At 76.7% G+C, this 26,024-nt stretch carries 23 protein-coding genes; 10 read left to right on the forward strand and 13 right to left on the reverse strand.

The window, feature by feature from the left end; all coding sequences use genetic code 11:
* Positions 1-16 precede the first annotated feature (16 nt).
* From ACYX4T_RS23900 to ACYX4T_RS23915, 4 genes are read right to left on the reverse strand one after another with little or no spacing between them, the layout of a single operon-like run.
* Positions 17-1,225 carry an OmpA family protein gene (locus ACYX4T_RS23900; RefSeq protein WP_476011706.1) on the reverse strand — a complete coding sequence of 403 codons (1,209 nt, stop codon included), beginning with the start codon at positions 1,223-1,225 and terminating at the stop codon, positions 17-19.
* A gap of 5 nt (positions 1,226-1,230) precedes the next feature.
* Entirely contained in the window at positions 1,231-2,247 is a 1,017-nt protein-coding gene (locus ACYX4T_RS23905; protein WP_476011707.1) for a hypothetical protein, read from the reverse strand.
* Positions 2,244-2,987 carry a hypothetical protein gene (locus ACYX4T_RS23910; RefSeq protein WP_476011708.1) on the reverse strand — a complete coding sequence of 248 codons (744 nt, stop codon included), beginning with the start codon at positions 2,985-2,987 and terminating at the stop codon, positions 2,244-2,246. Before ACYX4T_RS23910 ends, ACYX4T_RS23905 begins: the two co-directional genes overlap by 4 nt.
* Positions 2,987-3,802 carry a hypothetical protein gene (locus ACYX4T_RS23915; protein WP_476011709.1) on the reverse strand — a complete coding sequence of 272 codons (816 nt, stop codon included), beginning with the start codon at positions 3,800-3,802 and terminating at the stop codon, positions 2,987-2,989. Before ACYX4T_RS23915 ends, ACYX4T_RS23910 begins: the two co-directional genes overlap by 1 nt.
* A gap of 273 nt (positions 3,803-4,075) precedes the next feature.
* Here ACYX4T_RS23915 and ACYX4T_RS23920 point away from each other — a divergent pair, with 273 nt between their 5' ends.
* On the forward strand, positions 4,076-4,708 hold the full coding sequence (locus ACYX4T_RS23920) for a vitamin K epoxide reductase family protein (RefSeq protein ID WP_476011710.1): 633 nt from the start codon (positions 4,076-4,078) through the stop codon (positions 4,706-4,708).
* Positions 4,705-6,969 (forward strand): heavy metal translocating P-type ATPase, encoded by a 2,265-nt coding sequence (locus tag ACYX4T_RS23925; RefSeq protein WP_476011711.1) that lies wholly within the window; start codon positions 4,705-4,707, stop codon positions 6,967-6,969. The genes ACYX4T_RS23920 and ACYX4T_RS23925 overlap by 4 nt, the downstream gene beginning before the upstream one ends.
* 76 nt (positions 6,970-7,045) lie before the next feature.
* On the opposite strand, the gene ACYX4T_RS23930 is transcribed toward ACYX4T_RS23925, so the two are convergent.
* The 5 genes from ACYX4T_RS23930 to ACYX4T_RS23950 all read right to left on the reverse strand — a co-directional run bounded on the left by ACYX4T_RS23930 (position 7,046) and on the right by ACYX4T_RS23950 (position 12,282).
* A complete protein-coding gene (locus tag ACYX4T_RS23930; protein ID WP_476011712.1) occupies positions 7,046-7,945 on the reverse strand; it encodes an endonuclease domain-containing protein in 900 nt (299 codons plus the stop codon).
* A gap of 132 nt (positions 7,946-8,077) precedes the next feature.
* Complete coding sequence (locus ACYX4T_RS23935; RefSeq protein ID WP_476011713.1) at positions 8,078-8,818, reverse strand: DsbA family protein; 741 nt, start codon at positions 8,816-8,818, stop codon at positions 8,078-8,080.
* A gap of 122 nt (positions 8,819-8,940) precedes the next feature.
* Positions 8,941-10,815: a cytochrome c oxidase assembly protein gene (locus ACYX4T_RS23940; RefSeq protein WP_476011714.1), complete on the reverse strand. Its 1,875-nt coding sequence runs from the start codon at positions 10,813-10,815 to the stop codon at positions 8,941-8,943.
* A gap of 112 nt (positions 10,816-10,927) precedes the next feature.
* On the reverse strand, positions 10,928-11,683 hold the full coding sequence (locus ACYX4T_RS23945; RefSeq protein ID WP_476011715.1) for a zf-HC2 domain-containing protein: 756 nt from the start codon (positions 11,681-11,683) through the stop codon (positions 10,928-10,930).
* Positions 11,684-11,724: 41 nt separating this feature from the next.
* Positions 11,725-12,282 carry a sigma-70 family RNA polymerase sigma factor gene (locus ACYX4T_RS23950; protein WP_476011716.1) on the reverse strand — a complete coding sequence of 186 codons (558 nt, stop codon included), beginning with the start codon at positions 12,280-12,282 and terminating at the stop codon, positions 11,725-11,727.
* Positions 12,283-12,632: 350 nt separating this feature from the next.
* Here ACYX4T_RS23950 and ACYX4T_RS23955 point away from each other — a divergent pair, with 350 nt between their 5' ends.
* The 7 genes from ACYX4T_RS23955 (at position 12,633) to ACYX4T_RS23985 (ending at position 18,515) form a co-directional block, all read left to right on the forward strand.
* Complete coding sequence (locus ACYX4T_RS23955) at positions 12,633-12,881, forward strand: hypothetical protein (protein WP_476011717.1); 249 nt, start codon at positions 12,633-12,635, stop codon at positions 12,879-12,881.
* Complete coding sequence (locus ACYX4T_RS23960) at positions 12,878-13,552, forward strand: DUF5134 domain-containing protein (RefSeq protein WP_476011718.1); 675 nt, start codon at positions 12,878-12,880, stop codon at positions 13,550-13,552. Before ACYX4T_RS23955 ends, ACYX4T_RS23960 begins: the two co-directional genes overlap by 4 nt.
* Positions 13,553-13,582: 30 nt before the next feature.
* On the forward strand, positions 13,583-15,028 hold the full coding sequence (locus tag ACYX4T_RS23965) for a PepSY-associated TM helix domain-containing protein (RefSeq protein WP_476011719.1): 1,446 nt from the start codon (positions 13,583-13,585) through the stop codon (positions 15,026-15,028).
* Positions 15,029-15,142: 114 nt separating this feature from the next.
* Positions 15,143-16,501, forward strand: a complete 1,359-nt coding sequence (locus ACYX4T_RS23970) for a UDP-glucose dehydrogenase family protein (RefSeq protein ID WP_476015363.1) — start codon at positions 15,143-15,145, stop codon at positions 16,499-16,501.
* A gap of 114 nt (positions 16,502-16,615) precedes the next feature.
* Positions 16,616-17,101, forward strand: coding sequence for an SRPBCC family protein (locus ACYX4T_RS23975; RefSeq protein ID WP_476011720.1), 486 nt, complete (start codon positions 16,616-16,618; stop codon positions 17,099-17,101).
* A 46-nt stretch (positions 17,102-17,147) separates the two neighbouring features.
* Positions 17,148-17,951: a DUF1990 family protein gene (locus tag ACYX4T_RS23980; RefSeq protein WP_476011721.1), complete on the forward strand. Its 804-nt coding sequence runs from the start codon at positions 17,148-17,150 to the stop codon at positions 17,949-17,951.
* Between the two features lie 198 nt (positions 17,952-18,149).
* Entirely contained in the window at positions 18,150-18,515 is a 366-nt protein-coding gene (locus tag ACYX4T_RS23985) for a hypothetical protein (protein ID WP_476011722.1), read from the forward strand.
* Between the two features lie 165 nt (positions 18,516-18,680).
* On the opposite strand, the gene ACYX4T_RS23990 is transcribed toward ACYX4T_RS23985, so the two are convergent.
* The 3 genes from ACYX4T_RS23990 to ACYX4T_RS24000 all read right to left on the reverse strand — a co-directional run bounded on the left by ACYX4T_RS23990 (position 18,681) and on the right by ACYX4T_RS24000 (position 22,868).
* Complete coding sequence (locus ACYX4T_RS23990) at positions 18,681-20,282, reverse strand: IS1182 family transposase (protein ID WP_476010294.1); 1,602 nt, start codon at positions 20,280-20,282, stop codon at positions 18,681-18,683.
* Between the two features lie 76 nt (positions 20,283-20,358).
* Positions 20,359-21,288, reverse strand: a complete 930-nt coding sequence (locus ACYX4T_RS23995; protein ID WP_476011723.1) for an endonuclease/exonuclease/phosphatase family protein — start codon at positions 21,286-21,288, stop codon at positions 20,359-20,361.
* Positions 21,289-21,350: 62 nt separating this feature from the next.
* Entirely contained in the window at positions 21,351-22,868 is a 1,518-nt protein-coding gene (locus ACYX4T_RS24000; protein WP_476011724.1) for a heparin lyase I family protein, read from the reverse strand.
* A gap of 600 nt (positions 22,869-23,468) precedes the next feature.
* On the opposite strand from ACYX4T_RS24000, the gene ACYX4T_RS24005 reads away from it, so the two are divergent.
* Positions 23,469-24,392, forward strand: a complete 924-nt coding sequence (locus ACYX4T_RS24005) for a hypothetical protein (RefSeq protein ID WP_476011725.1) — start codon at positions 23,469-23,471, stop codon at positions 24,390-24,392.
* An 84-nt stretch (positions 24,393-24,476) separates the two neighbouring features.
* Here ACYX4T_RS24005 and ACYX4T_RS24010 read toward each other — a convergent pair whose 3' ends face one another.
* Positions 24,477-25,979, reverse strand: a complete 1,503-nt coding sequence (locus tag ACYX4T_RS24010) for a DUF2235 domain-containing protein (RefSeq protein WP_476011726.1) — start codon at positions 25,977-25,979, stop codon at positions 24,477-24,479.
* Positions 25,980-26,024 lie beyond the last annotated feature (45 nt).

Below are 26,024 nucleotides of genomic sequence, written 5' to 3' on the forward strand. Positions count from 1 at the left end.
GCGTGTCACCGACCGGTCACCCGGTCGGCTCGACGATCACCGTCCGGTTCTGGCTCGCCGGGCCCGGCAGTTGCCGGCCGTCGGGGCCGACGTCGTCGACGTAGCCCGGGAACTGGCTGCCCACGCCCCGGGTGCTGATGCGGTCGGCGGGCGCCCCGAGCTCGACGAGCAGTGCCTTGACGGCCTCCGCGCGCCGGGTGGAGAGGTCGACCTGTCCCTGCGGGGTGCCCGCCCGCGCGCTCGTGCCCGTGAGCGCGAGACGCCGTGACGGGGATTCCTCCAGAAACTGCGCGAAAGGCGTCAGCACGGCGCGCGCCGCATTCCGGTCGCGGAACTCCGCGGTGTCGGGCTGGAACCCCACGGAATTGTCGTCGGGCAGCGTGGTCGTCTGTCCCGGCGTGATCGTCGGCGGTGGGGGGACGTCCACGACGCTGACGGGTGGGACGTCGCTCGGTGCGTCGCCGCCGCGCGGCTCGTCGACGACGGCCACGCACGAGGCGCCGCCGGCCTCGGCGACCGCGGTCCACAGCGCGACCAGCGACGACCGCTGGGCGGGGCTCAGCGCCGGCTGGGGCTCCGCGACGTCACCGAGGCCCGCGAGGACCACGGTGACGCCCTGCAGGCCCGGCAGCGCGTCGTTGGCCCGCAGCGCCTCGACGGTCTCGGCGGGCGGGGCGTCGAGCAGGCCGCGCTGGCGGAAGTCGAGCGGGGCGACCGTCGAGAGCCCGGAGTCGACGAGCACGACGGTGCCGGGGCGGCCGCCCTGCCCACCCGCGCCGGCGGAGCGCCCCGCGAGGTCGAGCGCGCCGAGCACGTCGACCTCCGGGGTCTGCGCCCGCAGGCCGGTCAGCGCCTCGCCGAACCCGTTCAGGAACGCGTTGCGGTCGTCCTCGGCGGCGACGCCGTTGCCGGCGTCGGAGGAGAACGTGTCGCTGCCCGCCGAGACCGGCCGGCCGTCGACGTTGATGAGCGTGATGCGGGGGCGGTAGTCCTCGTCGACCGCGCGCGTCAGCGTCGAGACCGTCGCGTCCTGGACGGCCTGCGGGAGGCCGGGCTCGGGGGAGTTCGCGCGCCCGGACACCGCGAAGGCCATCGGTCCGACGGGCACCGGGCACGACAGGGCCCCGCCGCCCCCGCCGGCGAACCCGCCGCCGGCGCCGCCGTCGTCACTCGAGCACCCGGCGGCCAGCGCACCGGCCAGCACCACGGCGAGCAGACCGGTCACTCGGTTCAACGATGATCTCCGTTCGTACTGGGCTCGGCCGCGGTCGGCAGGAAGGGGCGAAGCTCGGGCGGCGCCTCCTCGCCGGGCACGACCTCGCTGGCCGGGGTGAACAGCGGGTAGAACGACGAGCCGGTCAGGCCGTCGGTGACCGACGGGTTGCCCTTCTTCGACGCCATGAGGGTGCGCGCGTAGTTCTGCAGCTCGAGCATCTCGGCCACGACCTGCTGGCGGGCCGCGCGCCAGCGCTGGTCCTCGCGCTCGCGCTCGTTCTCCTGCTGGCGCAGGGCCTCGCGGGCGCGCTCGAGCTCGGCGCGGCTGCCGCGCTCCCGCTCGGTCGCGTCCTGCATCCGGCGCTCGGCGCGGCGCAGCGCGCCCGCCACGGGGTTGAACGACACGAACGTCGCCACCATCGCCGCGATGCCGCTGGCGAGGAACAGCGCGCCGAACAGCAGCGCGGGCAGCAGGGCGTTGATGTCGATGTCGCCCGACGACCCGCCGAAGCCCCCGCCGCCCCCGGAGCCGAAGCCGCCGCCGGAGCCCCCCGAGCCGAAGCCGCCGCCGCCCGAGCCCCCGCCGAAGCCGCCGCCCGAGCCGAAGCCGCCGCCCGAGCCGAAGCCGCCCGACGACGAGCCGCTCGGGGTCATCAGCCGCGTGTAGAACGCGGCCGCGCCGAGCGTGGCCCAGGTGACCGCGGCCAGCACGGTCAGGGTCACCGACGCGCGCGGGTCGCCGCAGCGCCGCCGGGCGAGGCCCTGGCCGACGAGGTGGGCGAGCCCGACCGCGGCCGCCGCGAACCCCACGGTGCCGAGCACGATGAGGAACGGCGAGCCCCGGAACACCCGCGCGAGCACGACGTAGAACGCGGCGATGTCGCCACCGATCGCGAGCAGGATGATCGTCAGCGAGAGGTAGTCCTCCCGCGAGCGGTTGATCATCAGCGTGGCGTCGCGGTACGAGCGCGGGCGCGGGCCCTCGTCGTCGGCGCCGCCGCGCCGCGAGGAGCGGTCGAACAGGGCGCTCACCGATCGCTCCCGTGCCGGCCGGGGCGCGCGGGGTCGGCGTGCCCGGGACGCGGCGGCGGGCCGTCGACCGACGCGCCGCCCACCGGCCGGGGCATCGGACCCGTGGGCGGGTCGGCGGGTGCGACACCGGGCTCCAGACCGGACGCGGCACCGGGCTCGTCGGCTGCCGCGCCCGTCCGGCGCGAGGCGGGCCGCGGCGCTCCCGTCCCTCCCGGGGCCGCGGCCGCCACCGGCTCGCCCAGGCGCTCGCGGGCCTCGTCGTAGTCGCGGCGGGCGACGGCGAGGGCGCGGCGGTCGCGCTCGTGGGCGGCCTCGGCCTCGGCGAGCTGCTGGCGGGCGCCGCCGACGAGGCGGTCGATGACGGCCTGGTGGTCGGCGTGCTGCGAGTCGATGCGCGAGAGCCACCCCGACGCCCAGGAGGCGATCAGCGGGTCGAGGGCGGCGCCGGTGCCCTCGTCGACACCGTCGAGCAGCTCCGCGACGAGCGTGCGGACGCGGCCGCGGGCGGCGCCGACGTCCGGGGTCGCCTGGTTCGGGTAGGGCATCGGCCCCACGCGGTCGGCGGCGTAGACCTGCGCGAACCGCAGCTCCTCGGGCGTCCCCGGGCCCGCCGAGATCCCGGGCAGGCTGGAGAGCGTCCCGCGGGGCGCCGACGGGTCGGTGCCCGGGGGCGAGCCGGCCGGGGTCGGGGGACGGCCGGTGCCGCCGCGGCGGCCGGGCCAGAACCTGCGGGTGGCCATCACTGCTCCTGGGGGGTCGCGGCGCCCTGCGGGGCGCTCGATCCGGTGCGCGCGGACGAGGTGGTCGGGAAGCCCGTCGGCGGGGAGACGGGGCCGGTGTCCGGGATCGCCGGATCTCCTGCCTCCGCGGCCGCGACCCAGCCGGGGACCACCGGGTGCTGGGCGGCGAGCGCCGGGCCGATGCGGTCGCCTGCCGGGTGACGGCGCACGAGGTGGCGCTCGTAGGCGCTGATCCGGCGCATCACCTGGGCGTGCAGCCGCCGGACGCGGGTGGCGCCGACCAGCTCGCACGCGCTGATGGTGCTGGCCAGCCGGGCGTACTCGACGCGCATCTGCGTGAGCTGGGCGTGCAGCCGGGCCGCCTCGTCGACCAGGGGCCGGCGCACCGCCTCGTGCTCGCGGGCGCGGCGGGCGGCGACGACGTCCTGCGCGGTCTCGCCCTCGCCGCCGCGGCGCACGGCGAGCTGCTCGGCGTCGAGCAGGACCGGGATCGCGTCGAGGCGCGCCCGCGCCCGGGCGAGCGCCTCCTCGGTCTCGGGGAGGCGCGCGGCGGTCGTCGCGCGGGTCTGGTGCATCGGGGCGATCTCGACGTCGAGGCGGAGCCGCTCGCGGTGCACGCGCGCCAGGAAGTCCTGGTGGTACTCCTCGAGCGAGGGCGTGCCGACGGGACGGCCGGGCTCGAGGCTGGGCAGCCCGGCGCGCGCGTCGGCGCGGGCCTGCCACCAGTCGCCCAGCCGCGCGACGAGCCCGTAGGGGGGCATGGGGGAGCCGGTCGCCCCGGGCGAGGGACCGGCCGGGCCCGCGGGCTGTGTCATCGAGCTGTCATCGGGTCGTCCGTCGCGCGCTCATGGATCAGGGCCGTTCCACCTGGCGGGTTCCTCCTGCGTCGCCCCGTGGAGTGACGGGCGCGTCCGTCGAGTCTAGGACGACGGTCCGTCGGGCCCTGTCGTCGACCGGTAGACGGCCTCGTCGGGGTGACGCCCGCGGCGGCCCGGAACTCCGCGGGGCCCCGCGGCGACCGGCACGGTGTGGCCAGCCGAACTGCCCCCACCGAGGTCCTGCCCGCTCTGCGGGGGGACCATCGAGGCGTGGACGTCGTCGTCGAATCCCCCGAGGACCGTGCCGAGGTGCCGGACCCGGACGCCGGGACGGTCCCGGGCCGCGCGGTCGGCGCCGTGCTGCTCGTCGGCGGGCTCGCCGGCGCGGTGGTGTCGCTGGTCCTGCTGCTGGACAAGCTGGCGCTGCTCGCCGACCCGACGTTCGTGCCGTCCTGCAGCATCGACCCGGTCCTGTCCTGCGGCACGATCATGAGGACCTGGCAGGCGTCGCTGCTCGGCTTCCCCAACCCCGTGATCGGCCTGCTGACCTTCCCGGTCGCGGCGGCCGCGGGCGCCCTGGTGCTCGGTGGCGTGGCCCTGCCCCGCTGGGCGTGGTGGTCGCTGCAGGCCGGCACCACCGCCGGGATGCTCTTCGTGCACTGGCTGATCGTGCAGAGCCTCGCGGTGATCCACGCCCTGTGCCCGTGGTGCATGGTGGCCTGGGTCGCGGTCATCGCGATGTTCTGGTGGGTCACCGTCGCGAACCTGCGCGCGGGGCGCCTCGGCGGCGCCCCGGCGACGCTGCGCGGGCACGGCTGGGGCCTCGCGGCCTGGTATCTGGCGATCGCCGCGGCGATCGTGGCCACGTTCCCCGCCTGGGCGGCCGAGCTGGTGGGCCTGTGACCACCTCCCCGACCACCGACCCGACCACCTCCCCGACCACCAACCCGACCACCGACGTCGCCCCGGCCGACCCGGCGCCGGTGCTCGACCTCGAGATCGGCGGCATGACCTGCGCGGCCTGCGCGGCGCGGATCGAGCGGCGGCTCAACAAGATCGACGGAGTGACCGCGACCGTCGACTACGCCGGGGAGGGCGCGCGCGTCGTGCTCTCCTCGCCGGAGGTGACCACCGCGACGGTCGTCGACACCGTCGGTCGGCTGGGCTACACCGCGCGGCCCGCCCGTCCCGTCGCCGACGAGCCCGGGGACGCCCCGGCCGAGGACACCGAGCTGCGCGACCTGTGGCGCCGGCTGGTCGTCGCCGCGGCGCTGTTCGTGCCGGTCGCCGACCTCGCGCTGGCGATGACGGCCGTGCCCTCGCTGCGCTTCCCCGGCTGGGCGTGGGTGCTCGCCGCGCTCGCCGCCCCGGTCGTCGTGTGGTCGGCGTGGCCGCTGCACCGGCGCGCGTGGGCGGGTCTGCGTCAGGGCACGACGTCGATGGACACGCTCGTCTCGCTGGGCATCGTCGCGGCGACGCTGTGGTCGCTCGGCGCGGTGCTCGGCGGGGACGGCACGGTGCCCGTCGGCAGCACGTGGGAGCTCCTGCTGCACCCGACGGGGCCCGTGTACCTCGAGGTCGCCGCCGGGGTGACGACGTTCGTGCTCGCCGGGCGCTACGTCGAGCGCCGGGCCCGCCGGGCGTCGGGGGACGCGCTGGCCGCGCTCGCCCGGCTCGCCGCCCGGGACGTCACGGTCCTCGACGACGACGGCACCGAGCGGCGCATCCCGGTGGCCTCGCTCGAGGTGGGCGCGCGGTTCGTCGTGCGCCCGGGGGAGAAGGTCGCCGCGGACGGGCGGGTCGTGGCCGGCCGCTCGGCGGTGGACCGCAGCATGCTCACCGGCGAGCCGGTGCCCGACGACGCCGGCGTCGGCGACCGGGTGGTCGGCGGCACCGTCGCCACCTCGGGGCGGCTGGTCGTCGAGGCGACCGCGGTCGGCGAGGCCACCGCGCTCGCCGGGATGGTGCGCCTGGTTCGCGACGCCCGCGCCGACAAGGCCGACGTGCAGCGCCTCGTCGACCGGATCTCGGCGTGGTTCGTCCCCGCGGTCGTCGTCCTCGCCGTGGCGACCGGGGTGGCGTGGTGGCTCGGCACCGGGGACGTGGCGCGGGCGTTCTCGCCCGCGCTCGCGGTGCTGGTGATCGCCTGTCCCTGCGCGCTGGGACTGGCGACGCCGATGGCGATGGTCGTGGCGTCCGGACGCGGCGCGCGGCGGGGCATCTTCCTCAAGGGCCACCACGCCCTCGAGACCAGCCGCCGCGTCGACACCGTCGTGCTCGACAAGACCGGGACGCTGACCACGGGCCGGATGACGGTGGTGGCCGTGCTCGGCGACGACCCCGACCTGGTGCTGGCGCGGGCCGCGACCGTCGAGCGGGGCTCCGAGCACGCGATCGCGGCGGCCGTCGTGGCGGCCTGCCCGTCGTCGGCCGCCGAGCCGGAGGAGTTCGTGGCGCTGCCCGGCCTCGGCGCGCGGGCGGTGGTCGACGGGGTGACCGTGACCGTCGGCCGGCCCGACCTCGTCGGCGAGGTGCCGGCGTCGCTGCGGGACGCGTGGGCGGAGGCCGAGGAGGCCGGGCGCACCGTGGTCGCCGTCGGGTGGGACGGCGCGGTGCGGGGCGCGGTGGTGCTCGCCGACGAGGTGAAGCCCAGCGCGGCCCCGGCGGTCGCGGCGCTGCGGGCGGCCGGCCTGCAGCCGGTGCTGCTGTCGGGCGACCACGAGCGCGCCGCCCGGACCGTGGCCGACGCGGTCGGCATCGACGAGGTCGTGGCCGGCGTGCTGCCCGAGGGGAAGCTGGCGTTCCTCGCGTCCCGGCGCGCGGCCGGGGCGGTCGTCGCGATGGTCGGCGACGGGGTCAACGACGGCCCGGCCCTCGCCGCCGCCGACCTCGGCCTGGCCGTCGGCACGGGCACCGACGTCGCGCTCGAGGCCGCCGACGTCATCCTCGTGCGCGACGACCTCACCGCCGTCCCCGAGGCCCTCGCCCTCGCCCGCGCGACCCACCGCACGATCCGCGTCAACCTCGGCTGGGCGTTCGGCTACAACGTCGCGGCGATCCCGCTGGCCGTCGCAGGGCTGCTCAACCCGCTGCTCGCGGGCCTGGCCATGGCGCTGTCGTCGCTCCTGGTCGTGACGTCGAGCCTGCGGTTGCGGGGACGGTAGGGCCGGGCCCTGCCCTTGATCGCCGCGAGTGCTCCGCGGGGTCGGTGACACCGCCCGCGGGGAGCACTCCTGACGATCACGCCGCCGGGACGAGGGCTGCGGTCAGCGTCGCGATGACGGCGTCGGCGTCACCCTCCAGGTCGTGCCAGGTCACGCGCAGCACCGTCCACCCGGCGAGCACGAGCGCGTTCTGCCGGGCGAGGTCGTGGCGGAAGGCCGGGAGATCCCGGTGGAAGGCCCAGCCGTCGACCTCGACGACGACGCGCACCTCGGGGAAGGCGATGTCGAGGACCGCCGTGCCGTACCCCGGGAGATCCACCGCGTGGTCGGCGACCCACCCGACGATCCGCGCGGCGTGGAGCAGGCGGTGCAGCCGCCGCTCGGCCTCGGAGCGCGCGCCACCGGCGGCGAGGACCAGCAGCCGGCCCACGATCGCGGAACCCGGACATCCCAGCCGCTCGTGGTGGGCGCGCCGGAGCGCCTCCAGCGTGACGCGTCGCGAGAGCAGCGCGCGGTCCACGAGATCGGCGCCACGTCGCAGGCCCAGCTCGGCGGCGGCGTCGACCACCGCGTACGCCTTCGACACCACGGGCACGCCGTCGACCGCGCCGCGCCGCCCGAGACGTTCCCGGCGCACGACCCTCACCCGGCGACGACTCCGGACGCGGCGATCCGGCGGCACCGCGAAGCGGAGCACGTCGGGCGGCTCGTCGAGCAGACGCCACCACCACGCCGCGCCCGCACCGATCAGCGTCGCCGTGCTCCCCAGCCACAGCGACGCGGCACGCACCCGCGCCCGCGGACCGATGGCGTGCGCGGCCGACAGGTACACGCGGGGCCAGACCAGGGTCCAGAGGCCCCGGGAGAGCCGGTGCTTGATCGCCGCGGGGGAGAGGCCGCAGGCGAGGGCCTGCGCTCGGCTGAGCACCCCGTCCTGGCGGCGCAGGAGGGCGGCGAGGTCGTTCTCGGTGTCCACACGGGGTCTGACGCAGCACCGGCCGTCACGGATCCGCCGGCCCGCCGGCGGTGATCGCTGCGAGCGCTCCGCCGGGTCGATGACGTCGCCCCGGCGGAGCACCCGTCGCGATCACGGAGGTGCGGGCGCCGCTCAGCCGCTGAGGACCTGGTCGAGCGCCGGCGAGCCGAGCTCGACGCGCCGGCCGTCGATCACCACCGTCGGGGTGCCGAAGCTGCCGCCCTGCAGCAGCGCCGGGTCGTTCTGCGCCTGCTGGAAGTTCACGGCGACCTCGCCGGTGTGGCGGTTGCTCTGCACGCAGTCGGCGTAGCCGGGGCCGGCGCCGGCGCGCTGGCCGAGGTCGACGAGCTGGGCGGTGTCGTAGGCGCGCCCGCCCTCGGAGGGCTGGGCGGCGTAGAGGCTCGCGTGCACGGCCGGGAAGGCGCCGTTCTCGGCCGCGCAGATCATGGCGTTGCCCGCGGCGGAGGAGTAGCCGGGCGGCTCGGAGCGCTGGTCGAGCAGGTTCACGAGGTGGTAGCGGACCTGCACGCGGCCGGCGGCGACGGCCTCGGCGATGCGGTCGCCGTAGCGCTGCTCGAAGGCCTGGCAGGCCGGGCAGAGCGCGTCCTCGTAGATGTCGACGGTGTGCGGCGCGGGGCCGCCGGCGACGACGACGCCGTTCTCGACCGTCGTCGCGTACTGCGCGGGCGCCGGGACGGCGGGGATCGCCTGCCCCGAGGACTCCCCGTTGCCGCCCGAGAGGAGCACGCCGCCGATCACCACCACCGCGACGAGCAGCACGACCGCCGCCCCGACGATCATGGGCATCCGCGACGACGTCCGCGGCGGGGTGGGGCGCTTCGGGCGCGTCGAGCGCTGGGTGGGCCGGGCCATCCGGGGTGTCTCCTCGTCTCGGGGTCGGTCTCGGGGTCGGTCTCGGGGTCGGTCTCGGGGTCGGGCAGTCGTCCGGTCGTCGACGGGCCCCGAGCGGTTCCCGGCGGCCCCGAAGGTGTTCCCTAGCGTCCCTTCGCCAGGTCGGCGAGCATCGCGTTCCACGCCGCGAGCTCGGCGTCGCCGTCGCGGTCGGCGTGCCGGTCGCGACGGCCCGCGTCGCGCTGGTCGGCCCGCGACCACTGCACGAGCAGCGCAGCGATCACCACGAGCAGCGGCAGCTCGCCCGAGGCCCAGGCGATGCCGCCGCCGAGGGTCTGGTCCGCGAGCAGGTCGGGCACCCAGGGCAGGGCGAGCTGGCGGAAGAACTGCTCGCCGATGACGTGGTCGGTGCTCATGAGGGCGACGCCGAAGAAGGCGTGGAAGGGCATCGAGGCCAGCAGCAGGGCGAGGCGCCCGATGTGCGGCAGGGGGCGGGGGGAACGGTCCACCCCGATGATCGGCCAGAAGAACAGGTAGCCGGTCGCCAGGAAGTGCACGAACATCAGCTGGTGGGCCCAGTGGTAGGGCAGGGCCGCGCCGTAGAGCGGCGAGAAGTACAGCACGTAGAACGAGCCCACGAACAGCACCAGCGACACCAGCGGGTGGGTCAGCAGCCGCGGGACCGGGGCGTCGAGGAGCGACCGGAGCCACGCGCGCGGCCCGTCGACCTCGCCGGCGCGGTGCGCGGGCAGGGCGCGCAGCGCGAGCGTCACCGGCCCGCCGAGCACGAGCAGGATCGGCACGAGCATCGAGAGCAGCATGTGCACGCCCATGTGCGCGCTGAACATCCCCATCGCGGCCGCCCCGAGCCCCGAGCTCGTCGCCCACAGCAGGAGCGCGCACGCGGCGAGCCAGGCGGCGGTGCGTCCGGGCGGCCACGGGTCCCCGCGGGCCCGCAGGCGCCGGACCCCGCCCAGGTAGGCGCCCGCGAGCACGACCGCGATCACGGCCCACAGGAGGTTGAGCCGCCCGGGGCCCAGCAGCCCGAGCACGGTCGGCGGGTCGAGCGTGAAGCCCAGCAGCGTGTCCTGGATCGTCGTCGGGGAGGTCAGGGCCGGCGGGGGCTCCACGGCCAGCAGCGCGCCCGCTCCGGCCGCGCCCGCCAGCAGGGACAGCGCGACCGGCGCCGTGGGCCGGTCGCGGGCCCACGCGACGGTGGCCGCCGCGGCGGCCGCGAGCAGGGCGAGCTGGAGGACGGCGAGCGGGCCGTGCACCCCGGTGAGCCACGCCCCGCGCACGAGCACGGACTCCGTGACGAGCGTGGCGACGACCGCGACCCCCGCGGCGACCAGGGCCACCGGCCGGGCCCGCCGGGCGACGTCCCGGTCGGGGCCGGGCACGAGCGCGTCGAGCGCCAGGAGGCCGAGCCACGCCGCGGTCGCCACCGCCCCGATCGCGGCGCTGTCGGTGGCGATGTCGTGGCCCGCGCCGGCGCTGGCCACCTGTCCGCTCACCACCGGGGCGACGATCGCGAGCACGGCGAGCGGCACGGCGCCGGCCGCGGTGCGCCAGGACAGGGTCACCCGGCACATCAGCGCCACGACCGCGGCGAGCACGGCGGCGACGAGGAAGCCGACGGGCTCCTCGAGGGCGCTCGCGGCGTCGACGAACGGCCCCGGCGCGGTGAGGACCCGCAGGTCGCCACCGGTCGCGGCCAGCACCGTGGCCGCCGCCGCGACGGTCGCCCCCACGGCCCACACGACGGCCGCGCCGCCGGCCCACCGCACCGCGCGGTACCCGTGGGCCCCGAGCCCGCGGGCCCCGCCCGTCGAGGGCCGCGCGACGAGGGCCCCCACCAGCCCGCCGAGGCAAGCGCCGGCGGCGAGCAGGACGGCCAGGCGCGCGAGCGGCGCGACCATGCGGACACCGGTCGACGGCACGCTGACGCCCAGGGCGGCCGACGGCGCGCCACCCCGCAGGACGACGACCACCACGACCAGGGCGGCGACCGCACCCACCACGCCCACCGCGCTTGCAGCGCCCGGCACGGTGGGAGCGAGGGCGTCCTTCGCTGCCCGCGACGCAGCCGGGGCGTCCTTCGCTCCCGACGGGCGCGGCGCGGGACCCTGCTCAGGCGACGTCGGACTCACGATCCCAGCGTGCCGCAGGGGCGGGCTCGGGGCCGTCCGGCGTGATCCGGCGCTCCCCGTCCCGCCGCCACCGCGCGCCCGGTGAGGGGCCCGGGCCGGGCCGCGGGACCGTGCGCACGACGGCCACGACGAGCAGGAAGCCGACCACCAGCAGCAGGTGCGCGACGACGCGGGCGGGCTCCACGCGTCCGGCGACCAGGTCGATCCCGCTCATCACGGCGAGCACGGCGATGAACACCCCGAGCACCGGGAGCAGGCCCGCGACGTGGCGGCGCCACAGCGCGGCGGCGAGGAACGCCACCCCGAGGGCGAGGTTCCACGCCGCGCTCTCGTGCGTGGCGTGGGTCAGCTCGGCGCCGAGGACCATCAGCGGGTCGCCCGCCGCCGGATGCGTGTGGTCCGCCGTGTCGTCGATCGTGCCGAGCAGCGGGACCAGCCCGAGCGTCGCCTGCGCCGCGCCCACCACCGCGAGCCCGACGCGGGCGGCGGTGCCGCGCCACCGCACGCGGGGGCCGGGCGCGTGGTCGACGACGCGCGCCACCAGGTCCGGTCCCGTGTCCGCGGTCCCGGTGCGCGCCCGCCGGGTGATCGCCGCCGCCCGCTGCTGCCAGTCGCGGCACGCGGCGCAGCCGGCGAGGTGGGCGTCGACCGCGGCCTGCTCCGCGGGGTCGCCCTCGCCGTCGAGCGCGGCCGACACCGCCTCCCGGCAGGCGTCGCAGTCGAGGGAACGGGACACGCCCTGCTGGTCGCCCGGACCGCGACCGGAGTTCCCGCCGATCATCCGGACCGGTGCCGGCGCTCCGGACCGGGCTCGCCGAGGGCGTCGACGAGGTCGGTGCGGGCCCGGGCGACGCGCGAGCGGATGGTGCCGATCGGGCAGCCGACGACGGCCGCGGCCTCGTCGTAGCTGAGCCCGAGCACCTGGGTCAGCACGAACGCCTCGCGCCGGTCGGCGTCGAGGGCGGCGAGGGCGTCGCGGACCGCGGCGGACTCGGCCGGGTCGGACTGCGGCGCGCGGCCGAGGGGGCGGTCGTCCTCGGTGGGCTCGGTGTGCGCGACCGGGCGGCGGGCGCGGCGGCGCAGGTGGTCGGCGGCGACCCGGCGCGCGATCGCCAGCAGCCAGCTGCGGGCCGGGGCGTCGCCGCGGTAGCGCCGCAGGGAGCCGAGCGCGCGCTCGTAGCACTCCTGGGCGAGCTCCTCGGCGACGGACGGGTCGGCGAGGTGCGCGAGCAGCCGGAAGACCTGCGCCTGGGTGGCGGCGACGAACTCGCCCGCGGCGGCGCGGTCGCCGTCGCGCGCCCGCAGCGCCAGCGCGGTGATCCTCGCGTCGTCCACCCGTGCTCCTCGTCGCGTCCCGCCGTCTCCCGGCGGTCCCGCCACGGTCCGCGTCGTCGCACGGGCCCCCGGAGTTCCCCGGCGTGACCGTTCCGACAACGGGCTCCGCCGTCGCATCGGCGGTGCCTACCGTGCCTCCCCAGACGGTAGGCCCATCCGCCGGACGGACGCCGAGCGGTCCTCCTGAGAGGGAGACGGTTCCCGCCTGAGAACGCTGCGCCGTCCGGGCACATCCGCCCCCGGCGGCGAGGTGAGCGGTGTGCGGCCGAACCGGACCGTCGTACCGTCGCCGCTGCTCACAGCCTCCCAGCCACCCCGGCATCCGCGACCGGCCACCCGAGGAGACCGCCATGACGGACCCCACGACGGACACCGACCCGCTGCCGGCGGGCGGCCTGCAGCACGTCGCCACGTTCTGCGGCCAGTGCTCGTGCGGCTGCCCCGAGCTCTTCGTCGACCCGGCCGCCGACGACGACCGCCGCGTGGTGATCACCGACGACTTCGGGTCCTCGATCCGGATGAGCCTCGGGCAGCTCGCGGTGATCGTCGACGACGCCCGCGCCGGGGTCCTCGACGGGCTGCTCGCGGACGCGCGGTGAGCCTCCCCGCCCCGCTGCCCGGCCTGCTCGCCGCCGTCTTCGCCGCGGCCGCCGCGCTCTGCGTGGTGAGCCTGTGGCGCCGCCGCGCCCGCCACGAGCGCGCCGCCGCGGCGGCCGAGGCCAACCACGTCGCCATGAGCGTCGGGATGGCGCTCATGGTGCTGCCGGCGACCATCGTGCTCGTGCCGCCCGCCGTGGGCGTGGCCGCGTTCGCCGTGCTCGGCCTCGCCTGGGCGGCGCGGCTCGTCGCGCTGCGCGCCCGGGGTCGGGCGCTCGGCTCGCCGATCGGCGCCGACCGCTGCGCGGCCCACCCCACCCACCTGCTGCTGTCGAACGCGGCGATGGTCGTCATGTACGCGCTGATGGTCCCGGGCAGTGGCGCGGCGGGCGGCGGCCACGCCGGGCACGCGGGCCACGGGACGGCGGCGGCGGGCGCGACCCCGCTCGCGCTCCAGGCCGTCGGCGTCGCCCTGGCCCTCTACCTGCTCGTGCACACGACGCTGACCGTGGCGGCGCTGGTGCGCCCGTCGTCCGCGGTGGTCGTCGTCGGGGGCGGCGGGCCGGCCGGGCCGGTGGCCCGCGTCGGACGCGTGGTCGACGCGCCCGCCGTCCAGCTCGGCTGCCAGGCCGTCACCGGGGCCGGGATGGCCCTCATGCTCCTCCTGCACTGACCCAGGCTCCCCGCTCCCCGGAAGGCCCCCGTGACCGTCGACGACCAGCCCGCCCCGACCCGTGCCCCCGCCTCGACGCGGACCGGCACCTGGGCGCTGCTGCGCCCGCTCGTGCTGCGCGTGCACTTCTGGGGCGGGGTGCTCGTCGGCCCGTTCCTGCTGCTCGCGGCGCTGACGGGGTTCGTGTACACGCTCATGCCCTCGCTCGAGCCGGTCGTGTACCGCCACGAGCTGACGGTGCCGGCCTCCGATACCTACCGCCCGCTCGCGGACCAGGTGCGCACGGGCATGGACGCCATGCCGGGCACCGAGCTGCGCTCCGTGCGCCCCGGCCCGACGCCGACCGACACCACCCAGGTCATCGCGAACGACCCCACGCTGCCCGAGTCGTACTACCGCACCGCCTTCGTCGACCCGCACACCGGCGACCTGCGCGGCGTCCTCGAGACCTACGGCTCCGGGCAGGCCATGCCGCTGCGCGCGTGGGTCGACCAGCTGCACCGCAACCTGCACCTCGGCGACGCCGGCCGGCTCTACACCGAGCTCGCCGCGTCGTGGCTGTGGGTGCTCGTGCTCGCCGGGTTGGCGCTCTGGGTGGGGCTCGTCCGGCGCCGCCGGAAGGAACGCGCGTCGGCGCTCCTCGTCCCGCGGACCTCGGGCGGGCGCCGGGCGCGGCTGCTGTCCTGGCACGCCGTCGTCGGGCTCTGGGCCGCGCTCGGGCTGCTGTTCCTCTCGGCCACCGGTCTGACCTGGTCGACCTACGCGGGCGAGAACATCGGCGCCCTGCGCGCGCAGCTCTCCTGGGAGACCCCCGAGCCCGCCACCGCGCTCCCCGGCACCACGGACGTCGTGCCCGAGGCCGGGGCGCACGCCGACCACGGCGGCGTGGCCGGGACGAGCACGGCCGAGGCGTCCCCGGCGTCCTACGACCTCGCCGCGCGCGTGGCCGCCGACTACGGCCTCGACGGGCTGATCCAGATCACCCCGGGCGAGGAGCCCGGCGCGGCCACCACCGTCACCCAGATCGACCGCACGTGGCCCGAGGAGCACGACGCGATCGCGATCGACCCGGCGACGGGACAGGTCACCGACGTCGTGCGCTTCGCCGACTGGCCGCTCGCGGCCAAGCTCGCCACCTACGGCATCGACGCGCACATGGGCTACCTGTTCGGGGTCGCCAACCAGGTGGCCCTCGGCGTGCTCGCGCTCGGGCTCGCGTGCATGGTCGTGTGGGGCTGGGTGCTGTGGTTCCGGCGCGGCCCGGGACGCCGGCCGGGCCACGTGCCCGCCGACGGCGTGCTGCGCTCGCTGCCCCGCGGGCTCCTCGTGGGTGTCGTCGCGGTGACGATCCTGATCGGCGTGCTGGTCCCGCTGCTCGGGGCGAGCCTGCTCGCGTTTCTGCTGCTGGAGACCCTGCTCGACCGGCGCCGGACGGGCGCCCCCGCGCAGGAGAGCCGGGAGCCCCAGGACGCGTAGCCGTGCCGGTCCGGGGGTGACGCGCCCGACCACGCGGACGGGTGCGGAGCGTCATCTGGCAGCGTGTCCGGCGACGACGAGACTTCTCGACCCGAGGACTACAGGGGGAGCGCCGTGTTCACGCGTCGGGTGGCGGTGGTGGGGACCGGTTACGTCGGTCTGACGACGGGGGCGTGTCTGGCGTCGTTGGGTCACCAGGTGGTGTGCGCGGACATCGACACGGCGAAGGTGGAGCGGCTGCGTCGGGGTGTGGTGGACATCCTGGAGCCGGGTCTGTCGGAGCTGGTGGCCGAGCAGGTGACCGCGGGTCGGTTGTCGTTCGTGGTGGGGGCGGCGTCGGCGGTCTCGGAGGGTTTCCCCGACGGGCTCGACGCCGAGGTGGTGTTCCTGTGCCTGCCCACACCGATGGGGGTGGGTGGGGTGGCCGACCTGCGTGCGGTGGAGGCGGTGGTCGAGGAGACCCGTGAGCTGCTGGCGCCGGGCACGGTGGTGGTGAACAAGTCGACGGTGCCGGTGGGGACGGCGGCGCGGACCGCGGAGCTGCTCGACCGTCCGGACGTGGCGGTGGTGTCGAACCCGGAGTTCCTGCGTGAGGGTTCGGCGGTGCACGACTTCCTGAACCCGGACCGGATCGTGGTGGGCTGTGACACCGCCGAGGCCGCGGAGCGGGTGGCGGCGTTGTACGCGCGGTTGGGGGCGCCGACGGTGCTGACCGACGCGTCGTCGTCGGAGCTGATGAAGTACGCGGCGAACTGCTTCCTGGCGATGAAGCTGTCGTATGTCAACGCGATGGCCGAGCTGTGCGAGCGGGTGGGCGCGGACATCGGCGATGTGACCGAGGCGATCGGCTACGACCGGCGGATCGGGCAGGCGTTCCTGTCGCCGGGGCCGGGGTGGGGCGGGTCGTGCCTGCCCAAGGACACCCACGCGCTGCTGCAGGTGGCCGACGCCGCGGACTTCGAGTTCCGCTTGCTGCGCGCGACGATCGACACCAACACCCGTCAGCAGAGCCGGATCGTGGACAAGGTGCGCCAGGCGGTGACGGGCCGGCGGACGGGGTCGTTGACGCGGGTGCGGCTGGGGCTGCTGGGGTTGACGTTCAAGGCGGGCACCGACGACCTGCGGGACTCGCCGGCGCTGGCGATCGCGGCGCTGCTGCGCCAGGCGGGGGCGGAGCTGGTCGGCTACGACCCGGCGCTGGTGGGCGACCCGGGCAACCCGGACAAGCCCGGGCGCAGCGAGGTCGACGGGGTGACGCTGGTGGCCGACCCGCTCGAGGCCGCCCACGGCGCGGAGGCGGTGGTGGTGCTCACCGAGTGGCCGGTGTTCCGGACCCTGGACTGGGCCGCGATGGCCGGGGTGATGAAGCAGCCGATCGTGGTCGACACCCGCAACCTGCTCGACTCGGCCACCCTGCGCCGCGCCGGCCTGACCGGCATCGGCCTCGGTCGCCGGGAGACCGGCGTCGCCTGAGAGCGGTCGACCCGTGCCCGGGCCTGGCCCTGCGGCGGGTGCCCGCTTACCGTGGGTGGGCGTCGGGGCGGCCGTGCGGGCGGGCGTCGGGGAGTCTCATCGGAGAGGCGAGCCATGCGCTGCGAGATCGCGGTGGACATCGCGTCCTGCCCGGACCACGTCTGGGCCGTGGTCACCGACGTCACGCGCTGGCCGCGGTGGACGACGGCCGTGCGCGCGGCGGTCCTGCTCGGCGGTGGCGCGCTCGCCTACGACGGGGTCCTGCGGCTGCGCGCCCCCCGGCTGCCCGAGCGGACCTGGCGCGTCGCCGAGTTCCAGGCGCGCCGGCACCGCTTCGCGCTGCGCAGCGAGGGCCTCGGGGGGCACGCGCAGGTGCGCTTCACGCTCACCGCGGCGGGTGACGCGCACTCGCGGCTCGTCGTCACCCACGAGCGGGCCGGCTGGATCGGCTCGCCGGTGGCCCGCCTGACCGCCCGGACCGTGGCCGGGCACCTGCAGACCCTCGCGGCCGACCTCAAGGCCCACTGCGAGACGCGGCGCGGGGGACGCACCGGCGCGGAGTCCGACGCGTCACCCGCCGGGGTGCCCTCGGCGTCCTGAGGCACATCCCGGGGAGGACCGCGCCGTCCCGGGGTACGCCGTGCCCATGGCGTCCCCCGCTGCGCACCCGGCGTCCCCCGATCCCGCTCTCGGCACCTCGGCCTGGATCCCCGGGCCGCGCCAGGTGCTCCGCGAGGCCATGATGCTCACGCGGCTGCCGCGCGGGGTCGCGGGCATGCTGTGGCGCTGCGTGCGGCCCGACGCCGCCGTACACATCATCGAGGAGGCCGGCGACCACCGCGACCTCCCGCCCGCCCTGACCGACGCCACGGAGCGCGACCAGCCCCTCGAGCAGGGCTACGGCCCGGCGCTGCACCGCCGGTTCCGCGTGCACGTCGTCGGCGCCCGGCGCGGCGCCGCCGACCTGGTCGACGCCCTCGCCCGCGACATGAACCGCGCCGTCGTGCCCGGCGTCGCCCGCTTCGACTACGTCGCGGCGAGCGGCGCGATGACCGTCGGCGAGGAGCTCGTCGTGCGGATGCCCGGGCCGTGGGACGGGCCGGTGCGGGTGCTGCGCCGTGACGCCACGTCGTTCCGGCTCGGCACGCTCGTCGGGCACCTCGAGGCGGGCCAGATCGAGTTCGCGGCCCGCGACCTCGACGACGGGCTCGAGTTCGGCATCACGACCTGGGCGCGCGCCGGCGATCCGGTCGCCGACGTCCTCTACAGCCGTCTCGGTCTCGCCAAGCAGATCCAGTACCTGCTGTGGGTCGAGTTCTGCGTCCGGTCCGCGGCGCTCGCGGGCGGTCGCACCCCCGGCGGGGTGACCGTGCGGACACGCACCGTCGCGTGGCCCGACGACGTCACCCCCACGGGGATCCCGGGCGAGGATTCCTCGGAGACCGTGTAACGACCGGCCGGGCCCGGACGACATCCCGAGTGCCCCGCGCGGCCACCGGACCCCCGACCCGGTGGCCCGCGGGGCTTTCTCGTTCACGGGCCCCGTCCGTGGTCCGGCACGCCCGGGTCGTGTGACGCACGAGGTCGTCGGGACACGCGGGGTGTCCGTGACGCCGCGACGTCCCTCGACAGGCTTACCCTCTGCGGCGTGGACGATGACGCGCGGGTGACGACGGTGGTCGTCGGTCTGCTCATCGCGTTCTGCGCCGTCCTGCTCGCCAAGTGGCTCGCGGTGGTCGCCCTCGCCGCGCTCGTGCTCCTCGCCGTGCTGCGCTTCGCGCTGCGGCGGGTCTGGCGCGCGGTCCGCGCCCGGCGGGCCGGGTCGGGCGAGCCGGCGGCCGCCCCCGCCGCCCACTCCGACCGCCTGACCGCCGTCCCCGCGCCCGTCACCCGCATCCCCGGGCCGACCTGCTCCTGGTGCGGCCTCGTCGGCGGCCACCACGACCTGCGCGGCCGCCCCGTGCGCCCCCGCCACGCCCACGCGCTGCCCGCCCCGGAACGCCACGCGAGCTAGGAGCCCGCTGAAGAAGTGGGTTGGTGGGCGGGGCGCCTCGGCAGTCGTGCTGCGGTCAGCACCCGTGGGTGCGACAAGAGGTCGCCCCGCCCGGCGCTGATAGTGGCGGGTTGTTGATGGGCTGTCGAGGCCGTAGCCGGGCCGGTAGTCGGCTGGGTCCTCGGATCAGCTTGCGGCCAGGGCCCATCGGCCGTGGTCGAGGTGCAGTCCGAAGGTGATCATTCGGCGGAGGTTGAGCGCGGCGACGCGGGTGTGCAGCCAGGCGTTGTTCTTGACCACGCCGCGGTGGGGGACGCGCCGGTTGCCGCGGGTCAGCCAGGCGATGGAGCGCTCGACCATGGGCCGGTGCCGACGGTAGGACTCGAGGTGCTCGGGGGTGCTCGCCCGGGCGCGGTGTGCTCGTTGCAGCGCGTGGTGCGGCCCGAGGTGCAGGGTGCGCCCGTAGGTGGCGGTGGTGCATTGCGCGCGCAGTGGGCAGTCGCGGCAGTGCGCCCCGAAGATCGCTGCTCCGCTCGCAGTGATCGGGCGGGTGATCCCGTTCGGGCAGGTCATGGTGCTCGCGGCCGGATCGTGGGTGAAGTCGTCGATGGTGAACCCGCCGGGGACGGTCGGGCGCAGCGGCCACGGCTTGATCACCGCGGTGTGCCCGGCCGCGGCGAGCGCGGCCAGGGCGTCGCCGGTGCCGTAGGCCGAGTCGGCCAGCACCTCCAGCGCCTCGCCCGGCTCGCTGGCGGCGGCCTCGAGGTTGGGGTCGCCGGTGAGCAGGGCGATACCGACAGTGGCGTCGCTGTTGTCCGGGCCCGAGGCTTGGGTGAGCCTGGTGTTGGTGATCAGCCCGGTGTCGGGCTCGACCACCACGTGCGCGCGGTAGCCGTCCTGGCGGCGCTCCCGGGACTTGTGCGCGTGGCGGGTGTCGGGATCGACGGTGGAGATCACCCGGTCCGGGGCCACCTTGGTCGCGATGCGCCAGCGCCCGTCGGTGCCATCGGAGCCCTCGGCAGGCTCGACGTCCTGCCCGGCGACCAGCGCCAACAACGCCACCGCCTGACTGGCGCGCTCGTCGAGCCCGGCCCCGCCGGGGTGGCGCGTCTCCAGCTCGGCGAGTACCGCCAACGCGTCGTTGACCAACGCGGAGACCAGCTCGTCACGGGCCGCGGGGTCGTCCCAGGCGATCTGCGGCTTGCCCGGGTGGGAGTAGTCATGCCCGCTCGTGGTGACCGCCGTGACGACCTCGGCGCCGGCACCGACGTCGCGGGCGACCCGGCGGATCGCGGCGATCAGCTGGGTCACGGTGTCCTGGCGGGCCACCGCGTCATCCAGAATCGTCGAGTCCAGCGCCCGGCGGGTCTTCCCCGCCACCGCACCAGTCTCGGCGACCACCGCGGCGACGGTCTCGAAGATGCGGTTCGGGCTGTTCGAGGCGGCCAGCCGGCGTCGCCAGTAGGTCAGCGTCGAGGCGTCGAACGCGGTGTCGGTGATCGCCAGCCCGCAGGCGGCTTTCCACCGCAGATCGAACGTGAGTGCCTCGACAGCTTCCCGGTCCGACAGGCCGTGCAGGGCCTGCAGAACCAGCACCGTGGCCACCACCTCCGGCGGCACACTCGGCCGGCCGCGGCGGGTGGGAAACAGGTCGGCGAACAGCTCCGGGGCGAACAGCCGGGCCCGATGCGCGGCCAGGAACGCGAACACGCTGCCCGGCTTCAGCAAATGCCCGGCGACCGACTCCACATCCAGCAACTCACGCTGATCATCAGAGCGACCCTGCACCCGACAAGGATCCCAGCCCACCCGCCGACCACCAGCCTCGACGCGCTGACTTCTTCAGCAGTCTCCTAGGTGCGCGTCAGCGCACCAGGCGGACCAGCAGGGCGCGGTGGTCGGTGCCCGGCACGTCGAGCACCGCGACGTCGCGGGCCCGGGGGCCGTTCCGGGTGAGCACGTGGTCGATCTGCACGCCCAGTGCCCGCGGCACCCCGGCGAACCACGTGGCGGTCAGCGACGCCCCGCGCTCGGTCGCGGCGTCCGCGCAGCCCGCGGTGCCGGCGCGGAAGGCGGAGTGGTCGGGGCTCGCGTTGAGGTCGCCGACGACGAGGGCCGGTCCCGCGCCGGCGCACCAGCGCGCCAGCAGCGCGAGCTCGCCGGGCCAGTAGCGGATCCAGCCGGGGGTGATCGAGACGACGTGCACCGCGCCGAGCCGCACCGGCCCGAGGATGCCGCCGGTGACCTCGGCCCACGGGTAGCGGGTGTCGGTGGGGGAGCCGGGCGGGTCGGAGATCGTGCGGAACGCGACGTCGCCGGCCCGGGGCGCGGCGAGCACCGTGATCCCGCGGACGTCGAGGGCCCGGGCCGGCACGTTCGTCCACGACCGGTACTCCGGCACGAGCGCGGCGATCCGCGCGCGGAAGCGCTCGCCGGCCTCGGGCAGCACGACGAGGTCGGGGCGCTCGCGACGGATCAGGGCGGCGACGGCGTCGACGTCGGCGAGGCCCTGGAAGACGTTGAGCTCGAGCACGGTCAGCGGGGTGCCGCCGGGCGGGGGTTCGGGAGCGGCGACGGTGCGCGGCACGACGACCGCGGCCGCGAGGGCGACGACGACCGCGACGCCGGCCAGCGCCACCGCGCCGCCCGGGCGTCGCACCGCCGGCCGCCGCCACCGCCGCAGCGCGAGCACGACCAGCAGGACCGCGACCAGGACCGTCAGCGCCGGACGCAGTGCCGCGAACACCGCGAAGGGCAGGTTGTGGTCCAGGCGCACGCGGTCGGGCAGGAGCACGAGCGCGGCGAGCGCGACGGGGACCAGCGCGCGGGCCAGGACCCGTGCGCCTCGCAGGGGCGTCAGTCGGTGGTTCGGCGGGGGCCGATGCCGCCGATGCCCTGCGCGTCGCGCCCGACCTTGAGGTCGGTGACGATGATCGAGCCGCGCCCGCGGATGTCCGGGTCCCGGTACATCCCCATCTTCATGTACGCCTCGCGCGTGCTCATCGTGCCGTCGTCCGGCTGCCAGTTCGTGACCCCGGTCGGGCGCCCGTCGCGCCAGACGGTCACGCGGCCCTCGTCGGCGTCCATGGACCAGACGATGTTCATGGTCAGGTCGATCCGCTGACCCGGCGAGACCGGCCCGATCGCCTGCATGTCGTCACCGTTGCTGACCATGTAGAGCTGGCCCTTGCTGACCTGCAGGGCCATCGGCGGCGAGCCGTTCGGCGAGGTGTGGTGCCACTGGAGGATGACCTGCCAGCTGCTCGTGTCGGTGGGGAAGTCGTCGGAGAGCCGGGCGGTGTACCGGATGAACTGCTCCTGGCCGACCACCGGCTCGGTGCCCGGGCCCTGCGGCAGGACCTCGCTGCGCTTCCCGCCCGGTCCGAGCGAGAACTGCCAGGCCTCCCGGTTCGGGTCGTCGGGGTTGGCGACGATCCGGGGCTTCGGCCCGTCCTCGACGAGGCCGTCGTTGGCGCTGTTGTCGAACAGGTCCTCGAACGCGCCGGCCGCGGCGTCGAACAGCGCGTTCACGACGGGCTCGGGTCCCTCCGGCGTCGGCGCCGTGGTGACCGCGGGCGGCGCGACGGGCACGAGCGGGGGCGGCACCGCGACGGGCGCGTCGGGCAGCACCTCGGCGAACAGCCCGGCGGGCGACGCCGCCGCGGGGGCGGGCTCGTCGGGCGTCGTGGGCAGGGGCGCACCGGGCGTGGTCAGCGCGACCAGCGCCGCGACCCCGCCCCCGCCGACCAGCCCGATCGTCGCGCGCAGCGGCACGCCGGTGCGGCGCTTGCGCGCGGGCTCGTCGCGGGCGGTGTCGTCCGGTGCCTCGCCGGGCGCGGCGGCGGCCGGCCCGGGGAGGCGCGTGACCGACGCGGCGCCGGTCGGGGCCGCGGTGACGGTGGTGTCGGTGGTGGTGCTCGCCGGGCTGCTGCGGGCGTGGCGCGAGGTCGGGGCCGCGACGTGGGTGGTGGGGGCGCCGGGGTGGGCGGGCGGCGCGGGGACCTCGCCGGGCTCGGGCGCGGCGTGGCGGCCGGTGCCGGGCCCGGTGACGACGGCGGCGGTCGCGGCCGGGCCGGTGGTGATCGGGCCGGTCGGGGCGTCGGCGACCGCGCGGGTGAACGCGTCGCGGTCGAAGCCGCCGGTCGCGTCGGTGGCCCGGTGACGGCTGGGGCCCGCGGTGCTCGTCGGGACGACGAGGGGTCCCGTGCCGGGGGCACGGCGGTGCCGGGCCCGGGCGCTCTGCGCGCCGTCGGGCGTCGCCACCGTGTCGGGGGGCGCGCCGGGCACGCGGAGACCGCGGCGGGCACGATGGCTGCGGACCGGACGCCGCCCGTCACCGGGCGAGGTGTCGGCGTGGCCGGCCACGTCGGTCATCGAGGGCGTCTCCCGGGTCGGTCCGGACGGGGGTGGCCCGTCGCGTGGCCGTGCAGATCGTGCTCGTCCGCCGACAGCCTGTCACCCGACCGTGATCCTGGCGTGCTTCCGAGCGTGTCCTTGGGCCGAACGGCGTGCCCCTCGCGGCGGATGGCTGCTCCATCCTGCCCGTTCACCGCGACCACACTGCGTCCGGCCCCTCACGGGCGCGGCCGACCGCGCGACGCGCCGGAACGGGCCGGTCGCGGTGCGTCGCACCCTGCCCGATGACGGCGCGGCGGTTCGTCCGGGCTGGATCGCGGTGCGGTCACGGCCCGGTGTCGGCGCGGCGTCGACGACCGGTCCGACGGGCGGCGGGTGCCCCCGACCGGGGCCGGGACCGTAGGCCGTTCGGCGCGCGCCACGGGCGGGTCGTCGCCGTGCGGGCGCCCGGATCGCCGGAGATGAAAGGAGCGTGTGCCCGGCCACCGGCGGGGCTCGTCCGATCGGGGCATCCGGCGGGCCGGTCGTCGCGTCCCGCCGGCGCGTGGGCGGGTGACGCCCTCAGCGTCTCTCAGGTTCGCGCTGCGTGGCCGCGCGCCTGCCTAGCGTTCCGAGGCGATGCGTACGACGACCACGCCGGAGCGCCCCGCCACGGGGCCCTCTCCGCGCGCCACGAGTGTCCCCGCGGGCCGTGACGGCGCCGGACTCCTGCGGATCGGTCTCCACCTGCTGCTGGCCGCGCTGCCGCTGCTCGCGATCTCCGCCCACGTCTTCGGGCTCATCACGATGCAGATGTCGGCCGGCATCCTCGTCATCCCCCTCGCCACGGCCGTCGTCGCCCTCACCGTCCTGGCCCCGCACACCGGCGACCGCGTCGTCGCCGACGGGATGATCTGGGGGATCGTCGGGTGCGCCGTCTACGACGGCTTCCGCCTCACCACCGTGCACGCCTTCGGCTGGTGGGCGGACTTCATCCCCACCATGGGCACCTGGATCACCGGCAACCCGGACGACCTCACCGCCGGCGCGGTCGTCGGGTACCTCTGGCGCTACGTCGGCGACGGCGGCGGCATCGGCATCACGTTCTTCGCGCTGGCCTGCGCGTTCGGCCTGCAGCGCTGGTCGCGCCGGGCCGTGGTCGGGGCGTCGATCGCGTTCTCGGTCTTCCCGGTGTGGGCGGGCCTCATGGGCACGGTCGCGATCGCCCCGCGCGGTCAGACGATGATGTTCCCGCTGACGTGGGTGACCGTCACGCTCTCGCTCATCGGACACCTCATCTTCGGCTGGATCATGGGCCTGGGCTTCCACCGCTCCCGCTCGGTCCGCCAGTCCTGGCCGTGGGAGCCGCTCACCGGTGACCTGCCGGTCCTGCCCGCCGCGAACCGGGAGACGCGCGACCGCCAGCCGGCGCTGCCCGCCCCGCGCGCCCCGCACACCCCGCCCGCGGGCCAGAACCTCGACCCCGACACCTGGGAGCTCTGGCGCCGCCAGCTCGAGGCGAACACCGCCGCGCGCCGCTCCCACCGCGTGAAGGTGCGCTAGCACCCGCACACCCTCGAGACCCCGCTCCCCGGCGCCGCACGGCCCCGGCCCGATCCCCCGACGGGCCGGGGCCGCCGCGGTGTGTCAGGAGACCCGGGCCACCTGCAGGGCCACGGCGCCGCCGTTCGAGCCGTAGCCGGTCCAGGCGTCGTTGGCGAAGGCGTAGAGGTAGCCGCCGCGCGCCGTCGCCAGCTCGCGGCGGCCGGTCGGGCCGATCGGCACGGTCGTGCCCTCGCGCACCGTCCCGTCGAGGTCGACGAGGTCGTCGGCCACCGCGGCGACGAGCTCCAGCCACGCCGCCTCGGGGACGCGACGGCTGCCGACGACGTCGCTGCGCGGGTTGCCCGTCACGCGCTCGACGAGCCGGCGGACGCCGTCGAGCGCCGTCCCGACCGCGTACGACGGCCACGACACGACCGGCCAGGGCGAGGCACCCGTGCCCGGCGACGCGGCGCCGTGGTCGGTCCAGCGACCCAGCACCGTCAGCGCGTAGCGGCCGGGGTCGAGGTAGAGGCCGGTCTCGACCCACGGCTCGTCGGCGTCGACCGCCACCTCGGCGGACTCGCCGACCGCGAGCACGCGCCCGGGGCGGTAGGGCGGGTCGAGGTCGCACTCCCGGCGCGCCACCGCGGAGGCGCTGACGTCCGGCGCGCCGGGCTCGATGCGCGGCACCGCGCGCGGGCGCGGGCTGAGCAGGCGCCACACGCCGTCGACGCCGTCGTCCATCGGTGCGCACGGCTGCCCGACCGGCCGGGGCGGCGCGCCCGCGTCCCAGCGCGGGGCGACCGTCGCGTCGAGCTGGTCGATCATCCAGCGCAGCGCGCCGTCGGACAGCCCGGTCTCCGGCGTGCCGCCGCCGACGTCGCTGTGCCCGCCCGGGAACCACACCTGCGCGAACGACGCGTGCCGCCCGGTCGGTGGGGTCCGCCACACCGAGGGCACGTAGGGACCGCGGCGCTCGTCGGCGGCCAGCGCCTGGCGCGCGTGGCGGACGTCGGGGGCGAGCCCGAGGTCGTGGAACGCGGTGATCTCGCGGCCGACGAGGCCCGAGAGCAGGCCGAACGTGCGCGGCACGCCCAGCGCGCCGACCGTGTCCCAGACGCCGAGGAACGCGATCGGCGCCGGGTCGTCGGGCGCGAAGCCGGGGTGGAAGACGAGGCCGGCGTCGGAGAGGTCCTGCTTCGCCCGGTAGCCCTCGGTGAACACGCGCTCGACGATCGTCGCGCGCTCGGCGTCGTCCTGCTCGGGCGCGAAGGCGACCAGCCCGCACTGCGCGAGCATCCCGACCGCGCTGCGGACGGTGAACGCCCCGCGCGAGAAGCCGACGAGCACCAGCTCGTCGCCGGGCCGGAACGTCTCGGCGAACCAGCGGTAGACCTCGCGGACCGCCTCCGGCAGCCCCGTGCCGAACGCGCCGTCGAGCACCCGGCCGATCGGGCCGCCGTCCGCCCCGAGCCCCGCGAAGTACTGCGGGACCTGGTCCTCGGTGGCGGCGAGGCGGTCGAACAGGCGGCCCACGTTCGTCCGGTCGGTGGCGGTGTTCCAGGTGCCGTCGCAGCAGACGACGAGGCGCCGCGTCACGCTCACCCGATCAGTGTGCCGCCATCATGCCCACGGACGGGCGACGGCCCG

The organism is Actinomycetospora sp. ABD4_176 (genome assembly GCF_056311855.1).

Excerpts from the sequence above, each read along its gene's own strand:
- ACYX4T_RS23910 (WP_476011708.1), bottom strand. The coding sequence starts at position 2,987 with ATGGCCACCCGCAGGTTCTGGCCCGGCCGCCGCGGCGGCACCGGCCGT.
- ACYX4T_RS23915 (WP_476011709.1), bottom strand. The coding sequence starts at position 3,802 with ATGACACAGCCCGCGGGCCCGGCCGGTCCCTCGCCCGGGGCGACCGGC.
- ACYX4T_RS23935 (WP_476011713.1), bottom strand. The coding sequence starts at position 8,818 with ATGGCCCGGCCCACCCAGCGCTCGACGCGCCCGAAGCGCCCCACCCCG.
- ACYX4T_RS23955 (WP_476011717.1), top strand. The coding sequence starts at position 12,633 with ATGACGGACCCCACGACGGACACCGACCCGCTGCCGGCGGGCGGCCTG.
- ACYX4T_RS23975 (WP_476011720.1), top strand. The coding sequence starts at position 16,616 with ATGCGCTGCGAGATCGCGGTGGACATCGCGTCCTGCCCGGACCACGTC.
- ACYX4T_RS23980 (WP_476011721.1), top strand. The coding sequence starts at position 17,148 with ATGGCGTCCCCCGCTGCGCACCCGGCGTCCCCCGATCCCGCTCTCGGC.
- ACYX4T_RS24000 (WP_476011724.1), bottom strand. The coding sequence starts at position 22,868 with ATGACCGACGTGGCCGGCCACGCCGACACCTCGCCCGGTGACGGGCGG.
- ACYX4T_RS24005 (WP_476011725.1), top strand. The coding sequence starts at position 23,469 with ATGCGTACGACGACCACGCCGGAGCGCCCCGCCACGGGGCCCTCTCCG.